Consider the following 20,068-nt stretch of genomic DNA (forward strand, 5'->3'; position numbering starts at 1 on the left):
GGTTGGTTGGGCGCCGTGTTTGTTTTGTTTCTTCTGGGGGCGCGGGGCGGTTTGGGGCCCCGGCCGTTCATCCACTCAGGCGTTCACGGTGCAGCGCCAGGTCCAGGCCCTGCAGCTCGCTTTCCTCATCCACGCGCAGACCGATCAGCATGTCCAGCAGCCACAGCAGCACGGCCGTGGCCACCAGCGTGAACAAGGCCACGGCCAGCACGCTCACGGCCTGGGTGAGCACGCTGCCCTGCACGCCGCCGATCTGCGGACTGGCAAACACGCCGGTCAGCAGCGAGCCCACGATGCCGCCCACGCCATGCACGCCAAACACATCCAGCGAATCGTCCGCGCCCAGCAGCCGCTTGAGGCCTGTGGCGCCCCAGTAGCAGGCGACACCGGCGATCAGGCCGATGCACAGCGCCGACAGCGGCGTCACGAAACCCGCTGCCGGCGTGATCGCCACCAGCCCGCCGACCAGCCCTGAGCACAGGCCCAGCAGCGTGGCCTTGCCGCGCACCACATACTCGGCCAGCGACCAGGCCAGGGCGCCCGCGCTGGCGGCAATGTGGGTGACAGCCAGCGCCAGGGCCGCCCGGCTGTCCCCGGCCAGCGATGAGCCGGCGTTGAAGCCGAACCAGCCCATCCACAGCAGGGCTGCGCCCATCATGGTCAAGGCCAGGTTGTAGGGCTCGAAGGGCTCGTGCCCGTAGCCGCGGCGCGGCCGCAGGAACCAGGCGCAGACCAGGCCGGCCACGCCCGCGTTCACATGCACCACGGTGCCTCCGGCAAAGTCCAGCGCGCCCATGCGCGCCAGCCAGCCGCCCGGCTCCCACACCCAGTGCGCCACCGGCGCATACACCAGCAGGCTCCACAGCCCCACAAAGATCAGCATGGCACCGAAGCGCATGCGCTCCACCCAGGCGCCCACCAGCAAGGCGGCGGTGATCACGGCAAAGGCCAGCTGGAACATGGCATAGGCTGCTTCAGGCACATGCGGCGCCAGGTGGCTCACGGCCACCAGGCCCTTGGCGGCGTTGAAATCCAGCCCCGCGAACCAGGCGCGCGAATCACCGCCTATCCACGCATTGCCGGGCGTGAAGGCCAGCGAGTAGCCGAGTGCAAACCACAGAATGCTCACCAGGCAGGCAATCGCCACCACGCTGGCCATGGTGTTGAGCACGTTCTTGCGGCGCACCATGCCCGCATAGAACAGCGCAATGCCGGGCAGCGTCATCAGCAGCACCAGCACCGTGGCCGTCATCAGCCAGACCGTGTCCACGGCGCTGATGGATTCCACCGCCACCAGCGACGGCCGGGTGATCGCCTGCTCGGCCGCCTGCGCCGTCTGCGCCGCACCCAGGACCGCGACCCATCCTCCCCCCACCAATGTTCTCAATGCCCGTGCGCACCTGTGCATGCAATGACTCCCTTGTTTGTTGTGGTCATGGGGCCGTCTGCCGTTGCCGCCATGGCTGCATTGGCCGGCCTGCAGCGGCCTTGCACAAGTCGTGCCAGCGCACACGGGGCCCTTGGGGCCCGCGCGATGCAGCCGGAACACCAAAACGGGAAAACAGCGAGTCAAAACAGGGCAGCCGGGCGGGCGGTGCACCATCGCCGTGCGGTGGTGCAGCTCTTAAACTGCCTGCATGAATCGAAGAAATCTGATGTGCGCCGCGCTGCTCGCCTGTCTGTCACAGGCGGCGCTGGCGGCTGCAGAACTGCAGGACAAGCCCGAGTGGGACCGCTTCTTTGCCGATGCCAAGGTCGATGGCAGCATCGTCGTGGTCGATGCCAGGGGCCAGGCCGAAGCCGTCTACGTCCACAACCGTGACCGCGCGGCGCGGCGCTACTCGCCCGCTTCCACCTTCAAGATCCCGCACAGCCTGTTCGCGCTGGACGCCGGGCTGCTGCGCGATGAATTCCAGCGCATTCCCTGGGATGGCGTGAAGCGCCAGTTGCCGGCCTGGAATGCCGATCAGGACCTGCGCTCTGCCATGCGCAACTCCACCCTGTGGGTGTACGAAGGCTTTGCCAGGGAGCTTGGCAGCGCGCGCGAGGCTGCCTACATGCGCAAGATCGACTACGGCAATGCGCTGGCCACGGGCGAGGCGCCGTTCTGGGTGGAGGGCGACCTGGCCATCTCGGCGCTGGAGCAGGTGGCCTTCCTGCAGCGGCTGTACCGCAATCGGCTGCCATTGCCGGTGGAGCACCAGCGGCTGGTGAAGGACGTGATGATCAACGAGGCCGGCCCGGACTGGATACTGCGCGCCAAAACCGGCTGGACGGGCCGTATCGGCTGGTGGGTGGGCTGGGTGGAATGGCCGGCCGGCCCCGTGTTCTTCGCCATGAACATGGACACGCCCCACCGGCTGGCCGACCTGCCCAAGCGCCAGGGCATCACGCGCGACATCCTGCGCTCCATCAACGCGTTGCCCAAGGCGCCGTAGCGCGCGGGACAAGGGCCATGCGCCAGCCTGTCAGCCCATCAGGCCTGGAGGCCGCTTGTCGGCCTTGCGCTCCACCGGATTGGCGGTGAGCCAGTTGGAGGGGTACTGGCGCATGAACTCGCGGGCCTTTTCCACGCGCGCGTTGAGCCAGGCGTCGTAAGCGCCTTCGTTGAGAATCGCCGGCATGCGCTTTTCCGCGCCGGGCTGCTGGTAGCGGTGCAGCAGCGCATGGCTGTTGGCGTTGACCGTGAGCAGGGCGTAGCTCAGCAGCACCTCGCCGTCCGGGCCCGTCCACTGCGCCCACACGCCGGCCACGCCCATGGGCTTGCCGTCGATGCGCGAGATGCGCGTGGGCAGGGCCTTGCCGTTGCGGTAGTCATCCTCGAAAAAGGCGGCCATGGGCACGATGCAGCGCTGGCCATTGAGCCAGGCATCGCGGAAGGCCTGGGCCGTGGAGACGGTCTCCGAACGCGCATTCACCAGCTTGAGCGCGCGCAGCCGGCCGTCGGAGGCCGACTTCACCCAGTGCGGCACCAGGCCCCATTGGGCGGCAACCAGCTCGCGTGCGGGAGTGGTGGGTGCTGCAGGCGGTGTGTCGGGAGCTGCAGGTTCTGCCTGTTCAGCGGCTGCCTCTGCAGCCACGGCGACGCTGCGGATGAAAAAGCCGGACTTGCGCGGCGTCATGTTGCGCTCGCTGGCCGCGGGCGCTTCCACGTCGAAGGCGTCGCGGTAGGCGTCGGCTTGCGACAGGGATTCGTAGTGGGTACTCATGCGCGGATGGTACCTGCGTGTCTCGGGGGTATCGGCAAGGCGAGAGACTATTCCCTGCGCATTGCGAGCCCGGCGCCGCGGCCGGGTCGATACACTGCCGCGGATTCCATGGCCTCTGGAAAGGAAGCGTGAATGCGGATATGGGTACTGGGCCTTGCAGGCCTGTTGAGCGGCTGCGCAATCTCTGCAGGCATGTGCGATGCCTTGGGCCCAGGCACAACCGCGTCGCTGGTCCTGCCCCAAGGCGCTTCGGTCGAACAGGCCTTCGCCTGCCTTGACGAAACCATGGGCGACGAAGAGGGGGCCTACAACCTTGGCAACGGCCATTCCATCCGCGACACCCGGGCGGGCGTGCTGGAGACGGCCGACTACGGCGCGCCCAACGTGGCGGGCTTTCGGCTGAGGGCCGAGGTTTCCAGGAGCAAGCCTGCCACTCTGGATCTGTCACTGCGCGGGGCGGGTGCCTATTGCGCCGACCTGGGCGTGGACAGGGAAATGGCCCGCCTGATCGATGGCGCCGGCCGCTGCCTTCGGCGCTGATGTGCCTTCCGCGTCGGCTCCATCGGGACGGGCCCGCAGTCAGACGGTGATCGTCCCGGTCAGGTAACGCGCGCAGTGGCCGGCCACCTCGACGCTGGCATCCGTCACTTCGCAAAACAGCGTGCCCGTGCGGCGCGAGGCCTGGTGGCCGATCAGACGGTTCTTGCCCAGCCTGCCCGCCCAGTAAGGCGCAAGCGCCGCATGGATGGAGCCCGTGACGGGATCTTCCTCGCCGCCATTGGCGGGCCAGAAATAGCGGCTGACGAAGTCATACGAGGCGCCCGCATCCGCAGGCGCCGTCACCACCACGTCCAGCGGGCCCAGCGACTTGAGGCGTTCCAGATCCGGCTTGACGGCCAGCACATCGGCCTCGGCGGCGTAGACCGCCACGTAGGCCTGCTGGTTCACAAGATAGGCCGTGGGTGCAGGCGTCAGGCCTTCGCGCAGCGCGGCCGGCACCTCATCCAGCGGCTTGGCATCGCGGCGCGGGAAGGTCATGACGATGCGTCCGCCATCCTCCTGCATGGCGGTGACCTTGCCCACGGCAGCGGCCCAGAACGTGATGCTGCGCAGCGCCGGGTCGGCCTCGAACAGCACGAAGGCGCTTGCCAGCGTGGCGTGGCCGCAGAACGCGATCTCCGTGAGCGGGGAGAACCAGCGGATCTCGAAGGCGTCGCGCTCGGCACTCCAGACCAGGAACGAGGTTTCCGAGAGATTGTTCTCTGCGGCAATGGCCTGCAGCGTGGAATCGGCAAGCCATGCATTCAGGGGAATGACGGCGGCCTGATTGCCCTTGAATCGTTCCGATGTGAATGCGTCGATGACGTGGATGGGGAGTTGCATTTGCAAAAGGCCTTTGGGTCGGATTCGTGTGCAGCCCGTCATTGTTGTCTCTGTCTCCAATGGCTGCGCGCGGATTCTACGGTCCCGCAGGGCAGAGCTGAGGCACGCATGCCCGGCATGCCGTCCCACGCGGCTGCAGGGCGCCGCGTGGGATACCTCGCCCCATCCCTTGCTTGAAATGCCCGCTCCCGGCTGCAAGGCTCACTCAATGCCCAGAACCGTTTTCATGGCGGTCCAGGCCACGCCGTTCAGGCGGGTGGAATAGCTGAGCGCCTGGTCTTCGCTGGCAATGGCGGCAGGCATGCGATAGCCGAATACGCTGCCGTCGAATTCCGTATAGCCCCGCGTCACGCCTTGCATGAAGGTCTTGCCAGGGAAGTCGGCAAAGCTCAGCAGGCGCACGCCCTGGGAGGTGGAGAGGGTGTACGCGCTTTGCGAATACGCGGTGCAGGCGCCCAGATCGCTGTAGGCCGGAGGGGTGGACTCACAGCTGTAGAACTGGGCGTTGGCCGCGTCGATGAAGGCCACGCGCAACACATGGTTGGCATCGACCGGCCCCGCCGCCCCGACTGTCGAGGCGCGCACGGTGGCTGGAGTCGACAGGTTCACCGCGCTGGCCGGGCGGCCGGCAATCATGGCTTCCAGCGTGGCGAAGCCGAAGCGGTCCGTGGCCGTGTTGTTGATGAAAGCTGGTGACCGGTTCAACTGCACCGACAGTGCAGTGCGTATCTGTGCGCCCTGCGGGAAGACGGCCGAGCCCAGCGTGGCGGGGTCCATTTCGATGGAGCGGTCATGGCGAATGCCCTCGGCCTGCAGCGTTGTGTCTCCGGCACGCAATTGCGTGATGACTTCGGCCATGGGCTTGCCGCTGACGTCCTGCGAAGCGGTGGTAAAGCCCAGGTAGGCGGTGGACTGGTTGCACAGCAGTGTGCGCGAGGGAACCCCCTGTGTCGTCAGGCGCGCAACGGAGCTGTCGCAGCGCGTCCATCCGGTGCTGGTGAGCGTGACGGACGGGAACAGCGCTTCCTGTGTACTGGGCGCACCGTTGGTTTTTCCGCTGCGTGTCTCGAACTGGTGGGCAAAGCCGTCTGCCTGGACGACGCCATCGGACCTGCGTTCACGCACGGAGTAGTTCTGCGCGTTGCCGTAGTTCAGGAACGCCAGTTGGTTCGATGCCACGGCCGCTGCGCCAGGTGCCGTCACCTGGATAGGCACGCCCAACTCAAGCGCGTAGGCGGTGACCTTGGCGGCTGTGCGCGCGGTATCCGCAAGCACGGCGGCACTGGAGGCCGCGTCGCTCTGGTAGTCGTAGATCCTGGCGGCGTCGATGCCGAGCTGGCGGGCCACTGCAGCCTCGGCCACTTCCCTGGCCGTGCCGGCCGCGATGGCCTTTTGCACCAGGCTGGTCAGTGGATTGATCTGCGCGGATTTGCCAGCCGGTGCAGACAGCACGAACGCCTTGGCTGTGGCGGTGCTGGTGGGGTCCGCAGCGTCCACGGATTCGGGTGTGATGCGAGCCAGCACGGGAGCCTGGTTGAAGGCAGCGGTGGCTGCCGCATCGCCGGGTTGATAGGTCAGGCTGAACTTGCCGTCGCTGCCGGTGGCCGCTGCGCTGGGTTCGCCCGTGTCGCAGGCTGCATTGGCGTTCAGATCCACGCAGACTGCAGCGTTGCGCACGGCCTGGTCGATGGCGACGGTGCCTGACAGCGTGATGGCCGGCTGTGTCACGGTGCCGCCGCCGGTGCCCCCGCCGCTGTCGGTACCGCCGCTGCCTCCTCCACAGGCATAGAGGCTTGCAACGAGGCCGCACAGCAGCAAAGGGCGCACGGCGGGAAGGGAAGTGGATGCACGGGATTGAATTTGCATGGTGTCGGTACAGGAATGTGTGTGGCAAGCCAACTCTATTTGTGACACGCAACAAACAAAATGATGCAATTGCACTATCCTGAAGCGCTGCCGGGGTGGGACAAGAGGGCACGGCACGCGCAACACCCGCCCGTGCAGTTGTTCTCAACGTATCGAAGAGAGGCAGGCAAGCCGCCATGGACGCTGCGTACAACCACCTGCTGCTGAACCTCTACCGGCTATCGCACGAGCAGCCTGTCGAGCATTTCCAGGACCAGGCGCTGGACCTGCTCAAACCCGTGCTGCCCTTCGACTCGGCCATGTGGGGCTCGGCCACCATGACGACGGCCGGCATCGATATCCACACCATCCATCTTCACCTGCAGCCGCCCGAAATGCTGCAGGCCTATGAAGAGGTCAAGCACCTGGACACGGCGGCGCAGGCCATCGCCAGGCACCCCAGCGAGACGCTGGCCTTTGAAGCGAGGACCTGGTTCGGTGGCAGGCACCAGGGGGCGCTGCGCGACTACGGCAGGCGCTTCGAGCAGTCGCACTTCTTCATCGGCGGGATGGTGAACCCGGCCACTCTTTACACGCGCTGGCTCACGCTGTTTCGCGCCCGCACGGATGCGCATTGCACCGAGGGCGAGCGCCAACTGCTGGCCGCGCTGCTGCCCCATGTGCAGCAGGCGCTGGAACTCAACCGCCTCACGCATCTGGGGCAGCTTCGGCAGGGCCTGGCCCGTGATCCGTTGGGCTCGGCACTGGCAGACCCGCGCGGCATCATCCACCACATGGACGTCGTCTTCGAGCACGCCTTGCGCGCCGAATGGCCGGGCTGGCAAGGTCCTCGCCTGCCTGCGGCCGTGCAGACTGCGGCACAGGGCGGCGCCCATCGTCTGGTGGCCCACACCCTGGTCATCACGCTGTTCACGCAGCACGGCCTGCTGTGGTTGCGAGCGCGCCCCCGGTGCGCAGCCGACGGGCTGTCCCCCCGCGAAGCCACGGTTGCCCGGCTTGTGGTCCGGGGCCTGACGCACAAGCAGATTGCAGTCCAACTCCAGCGTGCTCCTGCCACGGTGCGCAATCAGATCCGCTCCATCTACGAAAAGCTGGGCATTGCCAACGTGGCGTCGCTTGCCGAGGCACTCCGGCTGATGGATTGAGGCCAAGGTCCAGGAAAACCCTGGTGTAGTTTGCAAGTGCTTGTGAAAATAGAATGAAGATTCGTTCTACTATCGGTTCTCATGCAAGACGAGGCCTGGACCTTCTTTCCGCACGCGGGTTCGCGCCATGTGCAGACGCTGCGCGTGGCGCTCAGGCTGTTCGTGGAGCGGGGCTTCTTCAATACCTCGATACAGGACCTGTGCGCCGAGGCCGGCGTGTCCATCGGTTTCTTCTACAACCACTTTGCCGACAAGGAAGGCATTGCGCGCGAGCTGTACCGGCATTTGCTGGCGCGCATGAATGTGCTGCTTGACGATATCGAGGAGCGGCACGCGGGCAGCGCCCAGCGCTGCCGCGAGGTGCTGCGCATGCTGTTCGGGCTGGCCGAGGCCGAGCCCGAGGCCATGGGCTTCGTGGTCAATGCGCGCCACCGCGAGTTTCTGCCCGACGAGCAGGCCATCTGCTCGGCCTCGGCCTTCGTGCGCATGCGCGGCTTCGTGTTCGCCGGCATGACCGATGGCGAGATCCGCCAGATGGAGCCCATGGTGGCGGCCAGCCTGATGTATGGCAGCGCGATCCGCATGATCTGCCTGCGGCTGGACGGCATCATCGACACGCCCATAGAGCCCCTGTTCGACGCGCTCTGGGACGGGGTGTGGCGATCGCTCAAGCCTGACTGAGCGGCGCATTTTCCGGCGCTGGCGCCGTGCGGCGCCAGCGGTTGTTCCACTGAGGCGAAAGCACAAGGAGTAGCAGGGATGGCGCATCACATCTTGATCATCGGAGGGGGCATTGGCGGCACCATGACCGCCAACCACCTGGTCAGCAAGCTGTATCCGGAGGTGGTCACGGGCAAGGTGCGCATCACCATGCTGTCGAACTCGCCCTGGCATTACTACAAGCCGGCCTTCATGTACGTGGCCTTCAATGCCTTCTTCCGCGACGAGTTGCGGCGCAGGCAGCGCGGCCTGCTGCGGCCCGAGATCGACTTCCAGGTGGAAGAGGTGGAACGCTTCGACTTCGCGCTGCAGGCCGTGCACTGCAAGAGCGGCAAGCGCTTCGGCTACGACCATCTGGTGATTTCCACGGGCTGCGTGCCCTCGCCCGAGCGCATCGAAGGCCTGGCCGAGGCCGGCGACCACTTCTACCAGCACGCGCCCGCGCGGCAGCTGGCCGACAAGCTGGCGCGCATAGAAAAGGGCCGCATCTTCGTCACCGTCACCTTTCCCAAGACGCCCAATGTGCCGCACCAGTGCGGCATCGCGCCCATAGAGACCACGCTGATGCTGGACGACCTGCTGCGCCGGCGCGGCGTGCGCGACAAGGTGGAGATCGTCTACACCTATCCCACGGTCTCGCAGCTGCTGCGCAACTGCCTGTTCCTGCAGAAGGACACCTGCGAGATCCTGCCCACGGTGTTCGAGCAGCGCGGCATTCGCCACCAGCGCGGATTCACGCTGGCGCGCGTGGACCCCGAGGCCAAGGTGGCACACTCGGAGGAGGGACAGGCCGAAGACTTCGACATCCTCATGGCCACGCCGCCCATACGCGCCGTGCAGGCCGTGCGCGACTGCGGCCTGTCGCAGGCGCAGGACGGCGAGGGCTGGCTGCCCACCGACCACGAGACCATGCAGGTGCTGGGCCAGAGCCATGTCTATGTGCTGGGCGATACGGTGGACCTGCCGGTGAGCAAGGCCGGCGGCGCCTGTCACAACCAGTCGCCCGTGGTGGTGAACAACATCGCCTCGCAGATCCGCTTCGGCCGCACCAGCGATGCCTACGACGGGCGCGTGGTGGCCATCGCCCAGATGGGCCTGGACGGCGGCATGCCGCTTTGGTACGACTACCAGGTCGACGTCAAGCCCACGCCGCCGACCAAGGTCGGCTCCATGATGCGCAAGGGCTTCAACCGCGGCATGTACTGGGCCGTGGCCCGCGCCCTGGTCTGAGGCCAGGGCCTTTGCATTGTCATTCCAAGCACGAAGACAAGGAGCACCGAGATGAACATCGCTTCCGACATTCCCGTGGCGCAGCCCGCCGCCGGCGGCCTGCTGCAGGACGACGCCGCGCTGCAGGGGCTGGCCGAGCTGGTGGGCAAGCTGGAGCCGCTGCTGGCGGGCCGGCGCCTGAACCGCATGGTCGATCTGCTGTCGGCCACGGCGGACCTGGTGGACATGGCAGACGACTACATGGTCGAGAAGGTCGCCAAGGCCTTCGAGGATGGCGTGGGCGGGGCCTGGGCCGCGGGCAATGCCGCACGCATGGCGGCGGCCCAGGTGCAGGCCATGGAGGAAACGCCCACCCTGATCGGCCTGATGCGCATGGCACGCGAGCCCGATGTGCGGCGCGGCCTGGCCTTCATCCTGGCCATGGCCGGCGCGCTGGGGCGCCAGCATGCCCACGATCCCATCGACTACGCGGCGGACTGAAACGCAGGGCCGAGCCGCGGCCGCCCGGCAGCGCACGGGCTGCGGTGGTACAAACGCCGGGGGCGGATGTGATCCGCCCCTTTTCTTTTTGCCCATTGCCCGCCATGCCTTCTTCCTGTTCCTTGCCGGTGCTGCCGGCCGCTGTCCCTGACCATTGCAGGCCCCGATGCACCGAGGGCAGGGCATGACCGCGCAGCACCTGAGCCGTGGCGACTGGGCGCGTGCGCTGCTGGTCATCCTGATCTGGGGCACCAACTTCGTGGCCATGAAGTTCGGCCTGCTGACGCTGTCGCCCATGCTGCTGAGCGCGCTGCGCTTCGTGGTGGCGTCGCTGCCCTTTTTGCTGTTCGTGCGCCCGCCCAAGTCGGTGGGCTGGCGCTATCTGGCCGCCTATGGGCTGGTGCAGGGCGTGGGCCAGTTCGGCATGCTGTTCCTGGGCCTGAAGCTGGGCATGCCGGCCGGCATGGCCTCGGTGGTGCTGCAGACGCAGGCCTTCGTCACGCTGCTGCTGGCCGCCTTCCTGCTGGGCGAGCCCGCGCGCCTGTGGCATTGGCTGGGCCTGGTGGTGTCGCTGGGCGGGCTGGTTGCCATTGGCAGCGCCCATGGCGAGGGCGACAACGCCATGACGCTGGCCGGCTTTTTGCTGACCGTGGGCGCAGCCTGCATGTGGGCCGTGTCCAACATGATCACGCGCTATGCGGCGCGCAGCGGCCCCTACGAGCCCTTCCCCTTCATCGTCTGGAGCAGCATCTTTCCCATCGCGCCGCTGATGGCCCTGGCCGTCTGGGCCGATGGCGCGGATACGGTCGTGCAGCAACTGGCGGGGATCGACCTGACCGCCGTGGCCTCCATCCTGTACCTGGCGCTGCTGGCCACGCTGCTGGGCTATGGCCTGTGGACGCGCCTGCTGCAGCGCTATGCGGCCGGCACGGTGGCGCCGCTGTCTCTGATGGTGCCCGTGGTGGGCCTGGTCTCGGCCATGCTGCTGCTGGGCGAGCGGCCTACCTTCATGCAGTGGATGGGCACGCTGGCCGTGCTGGCGGGCATGGTGATCAACCAGTTCGGCGGGCGCTGGCTGGCGGGGCGGACGCGATAGGGGAAAAGGCGCCAGGGAGATGGTCGGGGCCGGTGGCAGGAGGCCGGCTTTGCATTTCTTTAAATGACTCGGGTAATAAAAATCATTATCATTCCCGCTCTTTGAAAGGCGGCGTGCTTCAGGCGCGCGGCCAACGCCCGGCGCCGCACAGACCTTGAACTGTTGTGGCGCCTTTGTCTGTCCGGGCCTGCGCTGCGGCCGCGGCGTCCGGAACGGGCAACGATCCGCAAGAAAGGTCATCCCCATGCAAGCCTCGACCCCGGGAGGGTCCTCTCCATCCTTGCTGCGCTACCGCGTGGCCGTGGCCTCGCGCGCCTTGGCGGCGATCGGCGGAGGCTATCTGCTGTCGGCCGCCTGCGCCGCCACGGGCGCGCGCGCCATGGTCTGGCTGGGCGTGGAACGGGCCGATGCGGCGCTGGGCTCGACCCTGCTGGCCTTCATCATCTACGCCGTGGCGGCCATGTGGGCCTTTGGCTGCGCCAGCGCCTGGCGCGCCTGGGCCGTGATCGGCCTGCCGGGCGCGGGCCTGGGACTTCTGGCCTGGATGCTGTCGAACGGAGCCGCCGCATGAGGGCAGACGGCAAACCCGAGGGACTGCGCCAGTCCATGTCCTGGCTGCACACCTGGAGCGGCCTGCTGCTGGGCTGGCTGCTCTACGCGGTGTTCTTCACGGGCACCCTGAGCTATTTCCGCGACGAGATCAACGACTGGATGCGGCCCGAGCTGCACGGCTCGGTGCAGGACGCCGACACCGCGCAGCGCGCACTGGAGGCCATGCAGCGCATCGCGCCCGAAGCCACGACCTGGACGCTGAGCCTGCCCGGCCCGCGCCAGGTGGCGGTGGCCGCATCCTGGCGAGAGCCCGGCGCCGCCACGGGCCGCGCAGGCACCAAGCGCGCCGAGATCGACGCCGCCACGGGCGAGAAGCTGGAGCCGCGCGAGACACGCGCCGGCAACTTCTTCTACCGCTTCCACTTCGAGCTGCACGCCATGCCGCGCATCTGGGGCCGCTGGATCGTGGGCTTCGCCACCATGCTGATGTTCGTGGCCATCATCACGGGCGTGATCACGCACAAGAAGATCTTCACGGACTTCTTCACCTTCCGCCCGCGCAAGGGCCAGCGCTCCTGGCTGGACGCGCACAACGCCACGGCCGTGCTGGCATTGCCGTTTCACATCGTCATCACCTTCAGCGGCCTGGTGCTGCTGATGTTCATGCTCATGCCCTGGGGCATACAGGCGGCCTACAACGGCGACACCAATGCCTACTTCGCCGATGTGCGGGGCGCGCGCGGTCAGGCGGCCAACCAGGGCCCGGGCGCGCGCGGTGGCAAACAGGAGCGCCAGGTGGCCGCGCTGGCCGATATCGCACCCATGATGGCCGAGGGCGCACGCCGCTGGCCCGAGCACGGTGTGGGCAGCATCACCGTCAACGCGCCCGGCACCTCGCGCGCGGTGGTCGAACTGCGCGAAGGCGGCGGCATGAGTCTCATCAACCGGGGCCAGTCCGAGACCCTGCGCTTCGACGGCGTGACCGGCCAGTTGCAGGCCAGCCCCGAGGCGCCCGCCATCTCATGGGTGCGCGCCACCAGCAACGTGATCACCGGCGTGCACCTGGGCCGCTTTGCCGAGCCCGCCACGCGCTGGCTGCTGCTGCTCAGCGGCGTGGTCGGCACCTTCATGGCCGCGTCGGGCATGGTGCTGTGGGTGGTCAAGCGCATGCCCGAGCGCCGCAAGCTGGGCCGCACGCCCTTCGGCCACCGTCTGGTGGAGGTGCTCAACGTGGGCTCCATCGCGGGCCTGTCGGTGGCCGTGGCCGGCTTCTTCTGGCTCAACCGCCTGCTGCCCGTGCCCATGCAGGGGCGTGCCGACTGGGAAATCAACGGCTTCTTCATCATCTGGCTGCTGTGCCTGCTGCATCCGCTGCTGGTCTCGCACCGCAATGCCTGGCTGCAGCAGATGGCGCTGGCCGCCGTGCTGTACGCGCTGCTGCCCCTGCTCAACCTGCTGACGGGCGGCGCATCGCTGGTGCAGACCCTGGCCAACGGGCAGTGGAGCATCGCCAGCTTCGATCTGCTGATGCTGGGCCTGGCCGCCATCCACGGCGTGGTGGCCTGGTGGCTGCTGCGCGGCAAGCCGGCAGCGGCTGCAGTGCCCCGCACGCAAGCCCGTGCCGCCAGCCATGCCCCCACGCTGGAGCGCGCGTCATGATGATTCTTGCCGCCTTTTTTCTGGCCTTTGCAGGCTTTGCCGTCATCGCCGCTTCCATGGACCGGCACCAGGACCAGCTGGGCACCGAAGGCCTGGCGCCCGCGCGCCTGAAGGCCTGGCGGCTGGCTGGCTACGCGCTGCTGGCCCTATCGCTGGCGCCTTGCCTGCTGCGCTGGAATGCCTCGGTGGCCTTGGCCGCCTGGCTGGGCCTGCTGACCTTTGCGGGCCTGGCCCTGGGCCTGCTGCTGACCTATGCACCGCAGTTCGCGCGGCGTGTGGCCGCCGCTGCAGCGGCGGCGGGGCTGCTGGCCTGGCTGGTGGCTGTCTGATTCAATAGGCGGCAGCTGCCTGCTGTGCAGGCGCGGCCACCGGCGAATTATCGAACTGCCCCCGCAGCCTGCGCGCCGCATTCGCAAACAGCAGCACATCCACGCCCACGGCCACGAAGCTGCAGCCCAGATCCAGGTAGCGGCGGGCCAGGGCGGGGTCCGAGGTCAGGGTGCCGGCCGCCTTGCCGCTGGCGATGATGGTCTTCATGGCGGCTTCGATGGCGGCCTGCACCTCGGGGTGGCCGGGGTTGCCGCGGTGGCCCATGGAGGCGGCCAGGTCGGCGGGGCCGATGAAGACGCCGTGCACGCCGTCCACCGCGCAGATGGCTTCAAGGTTGTGCAGCGCGGCCACGGTCTCGGCCTGCACCAGCAGGCAGACCTCGTCGTCGGCCACTTGCAGGTAGTCGGCGCGTGCGCTCCACTGCGATGCGCGGCCCACGGCGCTGCCCACGCCGCGCACGCCCAGCGGCGGGTAGCGCGTGGCGGCCACCACGGCGCGCGCCTGTTCGGCCGTGTCCACCATGGGCACGAGCAAGGTGGTGGCGCCTATGTCCAGCATCTGCTTGATCAGGGCCGTGCTGCCTTCGACCACGCGCACCACGGCCTGTGCCGGGTGCGGGGCCACGGCCTGCAGCGCGGCCAGGGTGCTGCGCACGTCGTTGGGGGCGTGCTCGCCGTCGATCAGCAGCCAGTCGTAGCCGCAGGTGGCGGCAGCCTCGGCCAGGTAGGGGTCGGCCATGGACAGCCACAGGCCGATGCGGGGCTGGCCTGCGGCCAGGGCGGTCTTGAAGGGGTTATGGGCTGGCATGGTGTCCGGTGATTTCGTTGAGGGAAAGATTCAGTCCAGCAGGCCCTGGCAGACGTACTTGGTGTGCAGGTAGTCGTCCAGGCCGTGGGTGGAGCCCTCGCGGCCGTAGCCCGATTCCTTGACGCCGCCGAAGGGCGCTGCCTCGGCGGCCAGTGCGCCTTCGTTGATGCCGACGATGCCGGTCTCCAATGCATCGGCCATGCGCCAGATGCGGCGTGCGTCGTTGCTGTAGAAGTAGGCGGCCAGGCCGAAGGGCGTGTCGTTGGCGGCGGCGATGACCTCGTCCTCGCTGTCGAAGACCGTGAGCGGCGCCACGGGGCCGAAGGTTTCCTCGCAGGCGCAGGCCATGGAGGCATCGGCGCCCGTGAGCACGGTGGGCGCGTAGTAGTTGGCGCCCAGGGCATCCAGGCGCCTGCCGCCCGTGAGCACCCTGGCGCCGCGCGCCACGGCGTCCTGCACATGGCGCTCGATCTTTTCCACGGCGCGCGCGTTGATCATGGGGCCGATCTGCGAGGCCGGGTCGCTGGCCGGGCCCACGTGCAGCGCGGCCACGCGCGCGGCCAGCTTCTGTGCAAATGCGTCGTGCACGCTGCGGTGCACGAAGACGCGGTTGGGGCACACGCAGGTCTGGCCGCCATTGCGGAACTTGGCGGCCATGAAGCCGTCGACGGCGGCCTCGATGTCGGCGTCCTCGAAGACGATGAAGGGCGCATTGCCGCCCAGCTCCAGCGAGAGCTTCTTGAGCGTGTCGGCGCTGCGCCGCGCCAGGTGCTTGCCCACGGGCGTGGAGCCCGTGAAGGTGATCTTGCGCACGCGCGCATCGTCCAGCCAGACATCCACCACCTCGGGCGTCTTCTCGCGCGAGGCCGTGACGATGTTGAGCACGCCGGCCGGCACGCCCGCCTCCTGGGCCAGCAGCACCAGGGCCAGCGAGGTCAGCGGCGTGTCTTCGGCGGGCTTGCAGACCACGGTGCAGCCGGCGGCCAGCGCGGGCGCGATCTTGCGGGCGATCATGGCGGCAGGAAAGTTCCAGGGCGTGATGGCGGCCACCACGCCCACGGGCTCGCGTAGCGCAAACATGCGCCGGCCCGGCACGGGTGCGGGAATGATCTCGCCGTTCATGCGCGTGGCCTCTTCGGCAAACCATTCGATGTAGCTGGCCGCATAGGCGACCTCGCCCTTGCCCTCGGCCAGGGGCTTGCCCTGCTCGCGGCTGATGAGGCGGCCCAGGTCGTCCTGGTGGGCCAGCACCAGGTCGTTCCAGCGCTTGATGATGGCGGCGCGCTGTTTGGCAGGCGTCTTGCGCCAGGCGGGGAAGGCGGCATGCGCGGCGTTCAGCGCGGCGCGGGCTTCGGCGGCGCCGGAGTCGGGCACCTTGGTGATCAGTGCGCCCGTGGCGGGGTCGGTCACGGCCAGGCGCGGGGCAGTCGCGGTCGTCCATTGGCCGGCGATGAAGTTGGCGCTGCGCAGCAGCTCGGGGCGGGTCAGGGTCAGTGGCATGGAATCGGTGGATGCAGGTGTTGTAAGGGGCGGCTCAGCTCACGATGCCCAGGTGCCAGGGCACGAACTCATGGTCGCCCAGGCCCAGGGCCTCGCTCTTGGTGGGCTCGCCGCTGGCGTGGCGCAGGATCTGCGCGAAGATGCGCTGCCCCATCTCGGGCACGCCGCATTCGCCGTCCACGATCAGGCCGCAGTTGATGTCCATGTCTTCCTCCAGGCGCCGGTACATGGGCGTGTTGCTGGCCAGCTTGATGGTGGGCGCAGGCTTGCTGCCGAACATGGAGCCGCGCCCCGTGGTGAAGCAGATCAGGTGCGCGCCGCTGGCAATCTGGCCCGTGGAGGCCACGGGGTCGTAGCCCGGCGAATCCATGAAGACGAAGCCAGGCTCGGTGATGGGCTCGGCATATTCGTAGACGGCGCGCAGCGGCGTGGTGCCGCCCTTCATGGCCGAGCCCAGCGATTTCTCGAAGATGTTGGCCAGGCCGCCGGCCTGGTTGCCGTGGCCGACCACGCCGTTGAACTGCGCGTTCTGGCCGGCCGCGTAGCGCTCCCACCATGCCAGGCGGTCCAGCAGCTTCTGGCCCACGGCAGGTGTGATGGCGCGGCGCGTGAGCATGAATTCCACGCCATGGATCTCGGGCGTTTCCGACAGGATGGCCGTGCCGCCGTGGCGCACCAGGATGTCCATGGCCGCGCCCAGGGCCGGGTTGGCCGTGATGCCCGAAAAGCCGTCCGAGCCGCCGCACTCCAGCCCGATCTTCAGGTGGCTGGCACTGACCGTGCTGCGCCGCGCGGCGTCGGCTTCGGGCAGCATCTCTTCGATGGCGCGGATGCCGGCCTCTATGGTCACGCGCGTGCCGCCGACCTCTTGCATCACCAGGGTGCGCATGAGCCGGCCTTCGCTCAGGCCCTGCGACTGCACCAGGGCATCGACCTGGTTGCGCTCGCAGCCCAGGCCCACGATGAGCACGCCGGCCAGGTTCGGGTGGCGCGCATAGCCGGCCAGCGTGCGGCGCAGCACGTCGAAATGCTCGCTGGGCGAAGACATGCCGCAGCCGCTGGTCTGGGCGAAGGCCACCACGCCGTCCACGTTGGGGAAGGCCGCCATGCGCTCGGCCGTGAAATGCGCGGCAATGCGCTTGATCACCGTGGCCGAACAGTTCACCGACGACAGGATGCCGATGAAATTGCGCGTGCCCACGCCGCCGCCGGCGCGCACAAAGCCCTGGAAGCTGGCGCGCTGCGCCTCGGGCACATAGTCCACGGGCCGCACATCGGCGCCGAAGGCCGGGTCGCGGTAGTAGTCCACGATGCGCAGGTTGTGGCTGTGCACATAGTCGCCAGCCTCCAGCTCGCGCATGGCCACGCCGATCACGGTGTCGTACTTCTTCACCTGCTCGCCCTCTGCGATGCGGCGCGCGGCGATCTTGTGGCCCGCAGGCACCTGGGCGCGGGCGCGCACGCCCAGTTCGGGAATCTCCTGGCCCAGCGACAGAGCGGTCTTGGCGACCAGCACGTTGTCGTTGGGATGCAGGTGCAGCAGGGGGCTATCGGTGCGGGACATGCGGGACATGCGTGGCTTTCATCGGTGTGGGTTCGCGGGCTGTCAGCCCTTCATTAATTCGCGCAGCTTGAGCTTGTCGATCAAAACGGTCTCTTTTTGATAGACCGTGTTGACGTATTTCTCGTAGTCCGGGCCGTCCAGGTAGAGCAGCGGTGCATCCAGCTTCTCGGCCACGGACTTGAACTCGGGGCTGGCCACGGCGGCGCGGAAGGCCTCGCGCAGCCTGGCCGCCACGGCCGGGTCCAGGCCACGCGGCGCGCCAATGCCGTTGGGCGCATCGACCACCACGTCGTAGCCGCATTCGCGCAGCGTGGGCACGTCCTTGAAGCGCGCCGTGCGCTGCTCGCCCCAGGTGGCCAGCAGGCGCAGCTTGCCGGCCTCCACATGGGGAGCCCAGGAGCTGGAGTCGGCCAGCGCATCCACATGGCCGCCCAGCACGCCCTGCAGTGCCTCGGCGCCGCCCTTGTAGGGCACATGGTTGAGCTGTATGCCGGCCACGCCCGCAAATTCCTCCATGCCCACATGCGTGGCACCGCCCACGCCTGCATGGGCATAGGTCACCTGGCCGGGCCTCGCCTTGGCGGCGGCCACGAAGTCCTTGAGCGTCTTGAACGGCGAATGGGCTGGCACGGCAATGCCGAAGGTCTGGCCCGAGGTACGCGCGATGTAGGTGTAGTCCTTGCGCGGATCGGCCTGCAGGCTGCCCAGCTGCGAAAAGCGCGTGACCGAGATGGGAATCTGGCCGATGGTGTAGCCGTCCGCCCTGGCCGAGGCCAGCGCCTTGGCGCCGATCATTCCCGATGCGCCCGCGCGGTTCTCCACCGCGATCGGCTGGCCCAGCAGCTTGCCGGCCACGGTGCACAGCGCGCGCATGGACTGGTCGGCCGTGCCGCCCGCAGGCCAGGGGCAGATGAAGGTGATGGGGCGTTCGGGCCAGTTCTGGGCGAAAAGAGGTCCGGTGGCGGCCAGTGCGCTGGCGCCGAGGGTGGCGAGCACGAATTCGCGCCGGCTTGCATGGCGTGTGCGTGGGGTGTTCATCGCTTGTCTCCTGTATTGGCTTTTTGCAGCCCTGTGATCCGGGCCTTGGGCTGACTGGCGCGATTGTTCAGCGCCTGATCATGACAATCCAATGAAAAGATAGACTGGCTTCATAACCTCAAAGCTATGAAGACCCCATGAGCAAGATAGACCGTGTGCTGCGCTCCAACCTCAAGCTGCGCCACCTGCAGCTGCTGGTGGCGCTGGACCAGTTCCGCCACCTGGGCCGTGCCGCCGAGTTCCTGGCCGTGACCCAGCCCGCCGTCTCCAAGACCCTGGCCGAGATAGAGCGCATGCTGGACATGACGCTGTTCGAGCGCTCCACGCGAGGCACCGAGCCCACAGCGGCCGGCGTCAGCATGGTGCGCTTTGCGCGCTCGGTGCTGGCGGGCTTCGAACGCACGCGCGATGAAATGGCGGCCGAGGCCAGCGGCACGCGCGGGCGCACCAGCGTGGGCGCCATGGTCGTGGCCACGCCCGTGCTGCTGGCCCGGGCCGTCGAGCAGTTGAAGGCACGATCGGCCCAGACCACGGTGTTGGTCGAGGAGGGTGATCTCACGCGGCTGCTGCCCAAGCTGCGCATGGGCGAGCTGGACCTGTTCGTGGGCCGGCTCGAACCGGGCTATGCCTCGCCCGACCTGGAGACCGAAGCCCTGTACGACGAGCCCATGGTCGCCGTCGTGCGCCCCGGCCATGCGCTGCTGGCGCAGCCTGCCAACTGGCAGGCGCTGGCCGACATGCCCTGCGTCATGCCCCCGCCCTGGGCATCGCTGCGCGTGAAGCTGGAGCAGCAGTTCTTCGCCCACGGCCTGCATCCGCCCGCCGACCTGGTGGAGTCCGCCTCATTCCTGTCGCAGATCAGCTTCCTGCACCAGCGCGGCGCCGTGGCCTTCATGGCGCGCGGCGTGGCGCAGCATTTCGCGCAGCAGGGGCTGGTCGCCGTGCTGGACCTGCCCGTGCCCATCGACCTGCCGCCCGTGGGCCTGATCACCCTGCGCGGCCAGCCGATGACGGCGACGACGCGCTTGCTGGTGGAGTGTTTGCGGGCGGTGGGGAACGGCCTGGCGTCGCGCTGAAATCGTCTTGGGAAGTGGAAGTGGAAGTGGAAGCGGAAGCGAAAGTGAGCTTGGGGCCGGCCGGATGCCGCGTCAGCTCTGCGCCACCGGCATGCCCACCACCAGCCCGTCGAGCTGCGGCGATACCGTGATCTGGCAGGCCAGCCGCGAGTCGCCGCGCACGTCGAGGGCGAAGTCCAGCATCTCCCTTTCGCCGCCCTGGGCCGGGCCCACGCGGTCCAGCCACTCCGGTTGTATGTAGACATGGCAGGTGGCGCAGGCACAGGCGCCGCCGCACTCGGCATCGATGCCCGGCACGCCGTTGGAGACAGCGGCGCGCATGAGGCTCTGGCCGTCCGTGGCCTGCACCACGTGCTCGCGGCCGCTGTGTTCTATGAAGGTGATGGTGGTCATGGCGTGGGTGGGGCTTTTGG

20 protein-coding genes are annotated in these 20,068 nt (G+C 68.0%); 11 read left to right on the forward strand and 9 right to left on the reverse strand.

What is annotated here, in order from left to right; genetic code table 11:
• Positions 1-67 precede the first annotated feature (67 nt).
• Positions 68-1,408 carry an ammonium transporter gene (locus IAE24_RS28690; RefSeq protein ID WP_013803508.1) on the reverse strand — a complete coding sequence of 447 codons (1,341 nt, stop codon included), beginning with the start codon at positions 1,406-1,408 and terminating at the stop codon, positions 68-70.
• 229 nt (positions 1,409-1,637) lie between these two features.
• On the opposite strand from IAE24_RS28690, the gene blaOXA reads away from it, so the two are divergent.
• Complete coding sequence (blaOXA, locus tag IAE24_RS28695; RefSeq protein ID WP_267233144.1) at positions 1,638-2,438, forward strand: class D beta-lactamase; 801 nt, start codon at positions 1,638-1,640, stop codon at positions 2,436-2,438.
• 30 nt (positions 2,439-2,468) lie between these two features.
• On the opposite strand, the gene IAE24_RS28700 is transcribed toward blaOXA, so the two are convergent.
• Positions 2,469-3,209 (reverse strand): SOS response-associated peptidase, encoded by a 741-nt coding sequence (locus tag IAE24_RS28700; RefSeq protein ID WP_013803506.1) that lies wholly within the window; start codon positions 3,207-3,209, stop codon positions 2,469-2,471.
• A 204-nt stretch (positions 3,210-3,413) separates the two neighbouring features.
• Between IAE24_RS28700 and IAE24_RS28705 the strand changes: the two genes are divergently transcribed.
• Positions 3,414-3,749 carry a hypothetical protein gene (locus tag IAE24_RS28705; RefSeq protein ID WP_233626270.1) on the forward strand — a complete coding sequence of 112 codons (336 nt, stop codon included), beginning with the start codon at positions 3,414-3,416 and terminating at the stop codon, positions 3,747-3,749.
• 39 nt (positions 3,750-3,788) lie between these two features.
• On the opposite strand, the gene IAE24_RS28710 is transcribed toward IAE24_RS28705, so the two are convergent.
• Positions 3,789-4,592, reverse strand: coding sequence for a PhzF family phenazine biosynthesis protein (locus IAE24_RS28710; RefSeq protein WP_199961324.1), 804 nt, complete (start codon positions 4,590-4,592; stop codon positions 3,789-3,791).
• Between the two features lie 201 nt (positions 4,593-4,793).
• Positions 4,794-6,458: a hypothetical protein gene (locus IAE24_RS28715; protein ID WP_199961323.1), complete on the reverse strand. Its 1,665-nt coding sequence runs from the start codon at positions 6,456-6,458 to the stop codon at positions 4,794-4,796.
• Between the two features lie 176 nt (positions 6,459-6,634).
• Between IAE24_RS28715 and IAE24_RS28720 the strand changes: the two genes are divergently transcribed.
• From IAE24_RS28720 to IAE24_RS28755, 8 genes are all read left to right on the forward strand, one after another.
• Positions 6,635-7,603 carry a helix-turn-helix transcriptional regulator gene (locus IAE24_RS28720; protein ID WP_199961322.1) on the forward strand — a complete coding sequence of 323 codons (969 nt, stop codon included), beginning with the start codon at positions 6,635-6,637 and terminating at the stop codon, positions 7,601-7,603.
• A gap of 81 nt (positions 7,604-7,684) precedes the next feature.
• Positions 7,685-8,284 carry a TetR/AcrR family transcriptional regulator gene (locus IAE24_RS28725; protein WP_012204257.1) on the forward strand — a complete coding sequence of 200 codons (600 nt, stop codon included), beginning with the start codon at positions 7,685-7,687 and terminating at the stop codon, positions 8,282-8,284.
• A 78-nt stretch (positions 8,285-8,362) separates the two neighbouring features.
• Positions 8,363-9,553, forward strand: coding sequence for an NAD(P)/FAD-dependent oxidoreductase (locus tag IAE24_RS28730; protein ID WP_013803503.1), 1,191 nt, complete (start codon positions 8,363-8,365; stop codon positions 9,551-9,553).
• Positions 9,554-9,604: 51 nt separating this feature from the next.
• Positions 9,605-10,033 carry a DUF1641 domain-containing protein gene (locus IAE24_RS28735; protein WP_199961321.1) on the forward strand — a complete coding sequence of 143 codons (429 nt, stop codon included), beginning with the start codon at positions 9,605-9,607 and terminating at the stop codon, positions 10,031-10,033.
• 184 nt (positions 10,034-10,217) lie between these two features.
• Positions 10,218-11,129 carry an EamA family transporter gene (locus IAE24_RS28740; protein WP_199961320.1) on the forward strand — a complete coding sequence of 304 codons (912 nt, stop codon included), beginning with the start codon at positions 10,218-10,220 and terminating at the stop codon, positions 11,127-11,129.
• Positions 11,130-11,373: 244 nt separating this feature from the next.
• On the forward strand, positions 11,374-11,700 hold the full coding sequence (locus tag IAE24_RS28745; RefSeq protein WP_012204261.1) for a DUF3649 domain-containing protein: 327 nt from the start codon (positions 11,374-11,376) through the stop codon (positions 11,698-11,700).
• Positions 11,697-13,340: a PepSY-associated TM helix domain-containing protein gene (locus IAE24_RS28750; protein WP_199961319.1), complete on the forward strand. Its 1,644-nt coding sequence runs from the start codon at positions 11,697-11,699 to the stop codon at positions 13,338-13,340. The genes IAE24_RS28745 and IAE24_RS28750 overlap by 4 nt, the downstream gene beginning before the upstream one ends.
• Positions 13,337-13,669, forward strand: a complete 333-nt coding sequence (locus tag IAE24_RS28755; RefSeq protein WP_199961318.1) for a DUF3325 domain-containing protein — start codon at positions 13,337-13,339, stop codon at positions 13,667-13,669. The genes IAE24_RS28750 and IAE24_RS28755 overlap by 4 nt, the downstream gene beginning before the upstream one ends.
• A 1-nt stretch (position 13,670) precedes the next feature.
• Here the strand turns inward: IAE24_RS28755 and hpaI are convergent, their stop codons facing one another.
• Genes hpaI through IAE24_RS28775 form a run of 4 tightly spaced genes read right to left on the reverse strand, consistent with a single transcriptional unit; the run spans position 13,671 to position 18,579 of the window.
• Complete coding sequence (hpaI, locus tag IAE24_RS28760) at positions 13,671-14,477, reverse strand: 4-hydroxy-2-oxoheptanedioate aldolase (protein WP_199961317.1); 807 nt, start codon at positions 14,475-14,477, stop codon at positions 13,671-13,673.
• Between the two features lie 30 nt (positions 14,478-14,507).
• Complete coding sequence (locus IAE24_RS28765) at positions 14,508-15,977, reverse strand: NAD-dependent succinate-semialdehyde dehydrogenase (protein ID WP_199961316.1); 1,470 nt, start codon at positions 15,975-15,977, stop codon at positions 14,508-14,510.
• A gap of 34 nt (positions 15,978-16,011) precedes the next feature.
• Positions 16,012-17,541, reverse strand: coding sequence for a UxaA family hydrolase (locus IAE24_RS28770; RefSeq protein ID WP_141829349.1), 1,530 nt, complete (start codon positions 17,539-17,541; stop codon positions 16,012-16,014).
• A gap of 42 nt (positions 17,542-17,583) precedes the next feature.
• Entirely contained in the window at positions 17,584-18,579 is a 996-nt protein-coding gene (locus tag IAE24_RS28775; protein ID WP_016453812.1) for a Bug family tripartite tricarboxylate transporter substrate binding protein, read from the reverse strand.
• 137 nt (positions 18,580-18,716) lie between these two features.
• On the opposite strand from IAE24_RS28775, the gene IAE24_RS28780 reads away from it, so the two are divergent.
• Positions 18,717-19,655, forward strand: a complete 939-nt coding sequence (locus IAE24_RS28780) for a LysR substrate-binding domain-containing protein (RefSeq protein WP_199961315.1) — start codon at positions 18,717-18,719, stop codon at positions 19,653-19,655.
• A gap of 72 nt (positions 19,656-19,727) precedes the next feature.
• Here the strand turns inward: IAE24_RS28780 and IAE24_RS28785 are convergent, their stop codons facing one another.
• Positions 19,728-20,048 (reverse strand): 2Fe-2S iron-sulfur cluster-binding protein, encoded by a 321-nt coding sequence (locus tag IAE24_RS28785; protein ID WP_097202995.1) that lies wholly within the window; start codon positions 20,046-20,048, stop codon positions 19,728-19,730.
• Positions 20,049-20,068: the final 20 nt, after the last annotated feature.

The sequence above is a fragment of the Delftia sp. S65 genome (assembly GCF_016516495.1).
Classification (GTDB): domain Bacteria; phylum Pseudomonadota; class Gammaproteobacteria; order Burkholderiales; family Burkholderiaceae_C; genus Comamonas; species Comamonas acidovorans.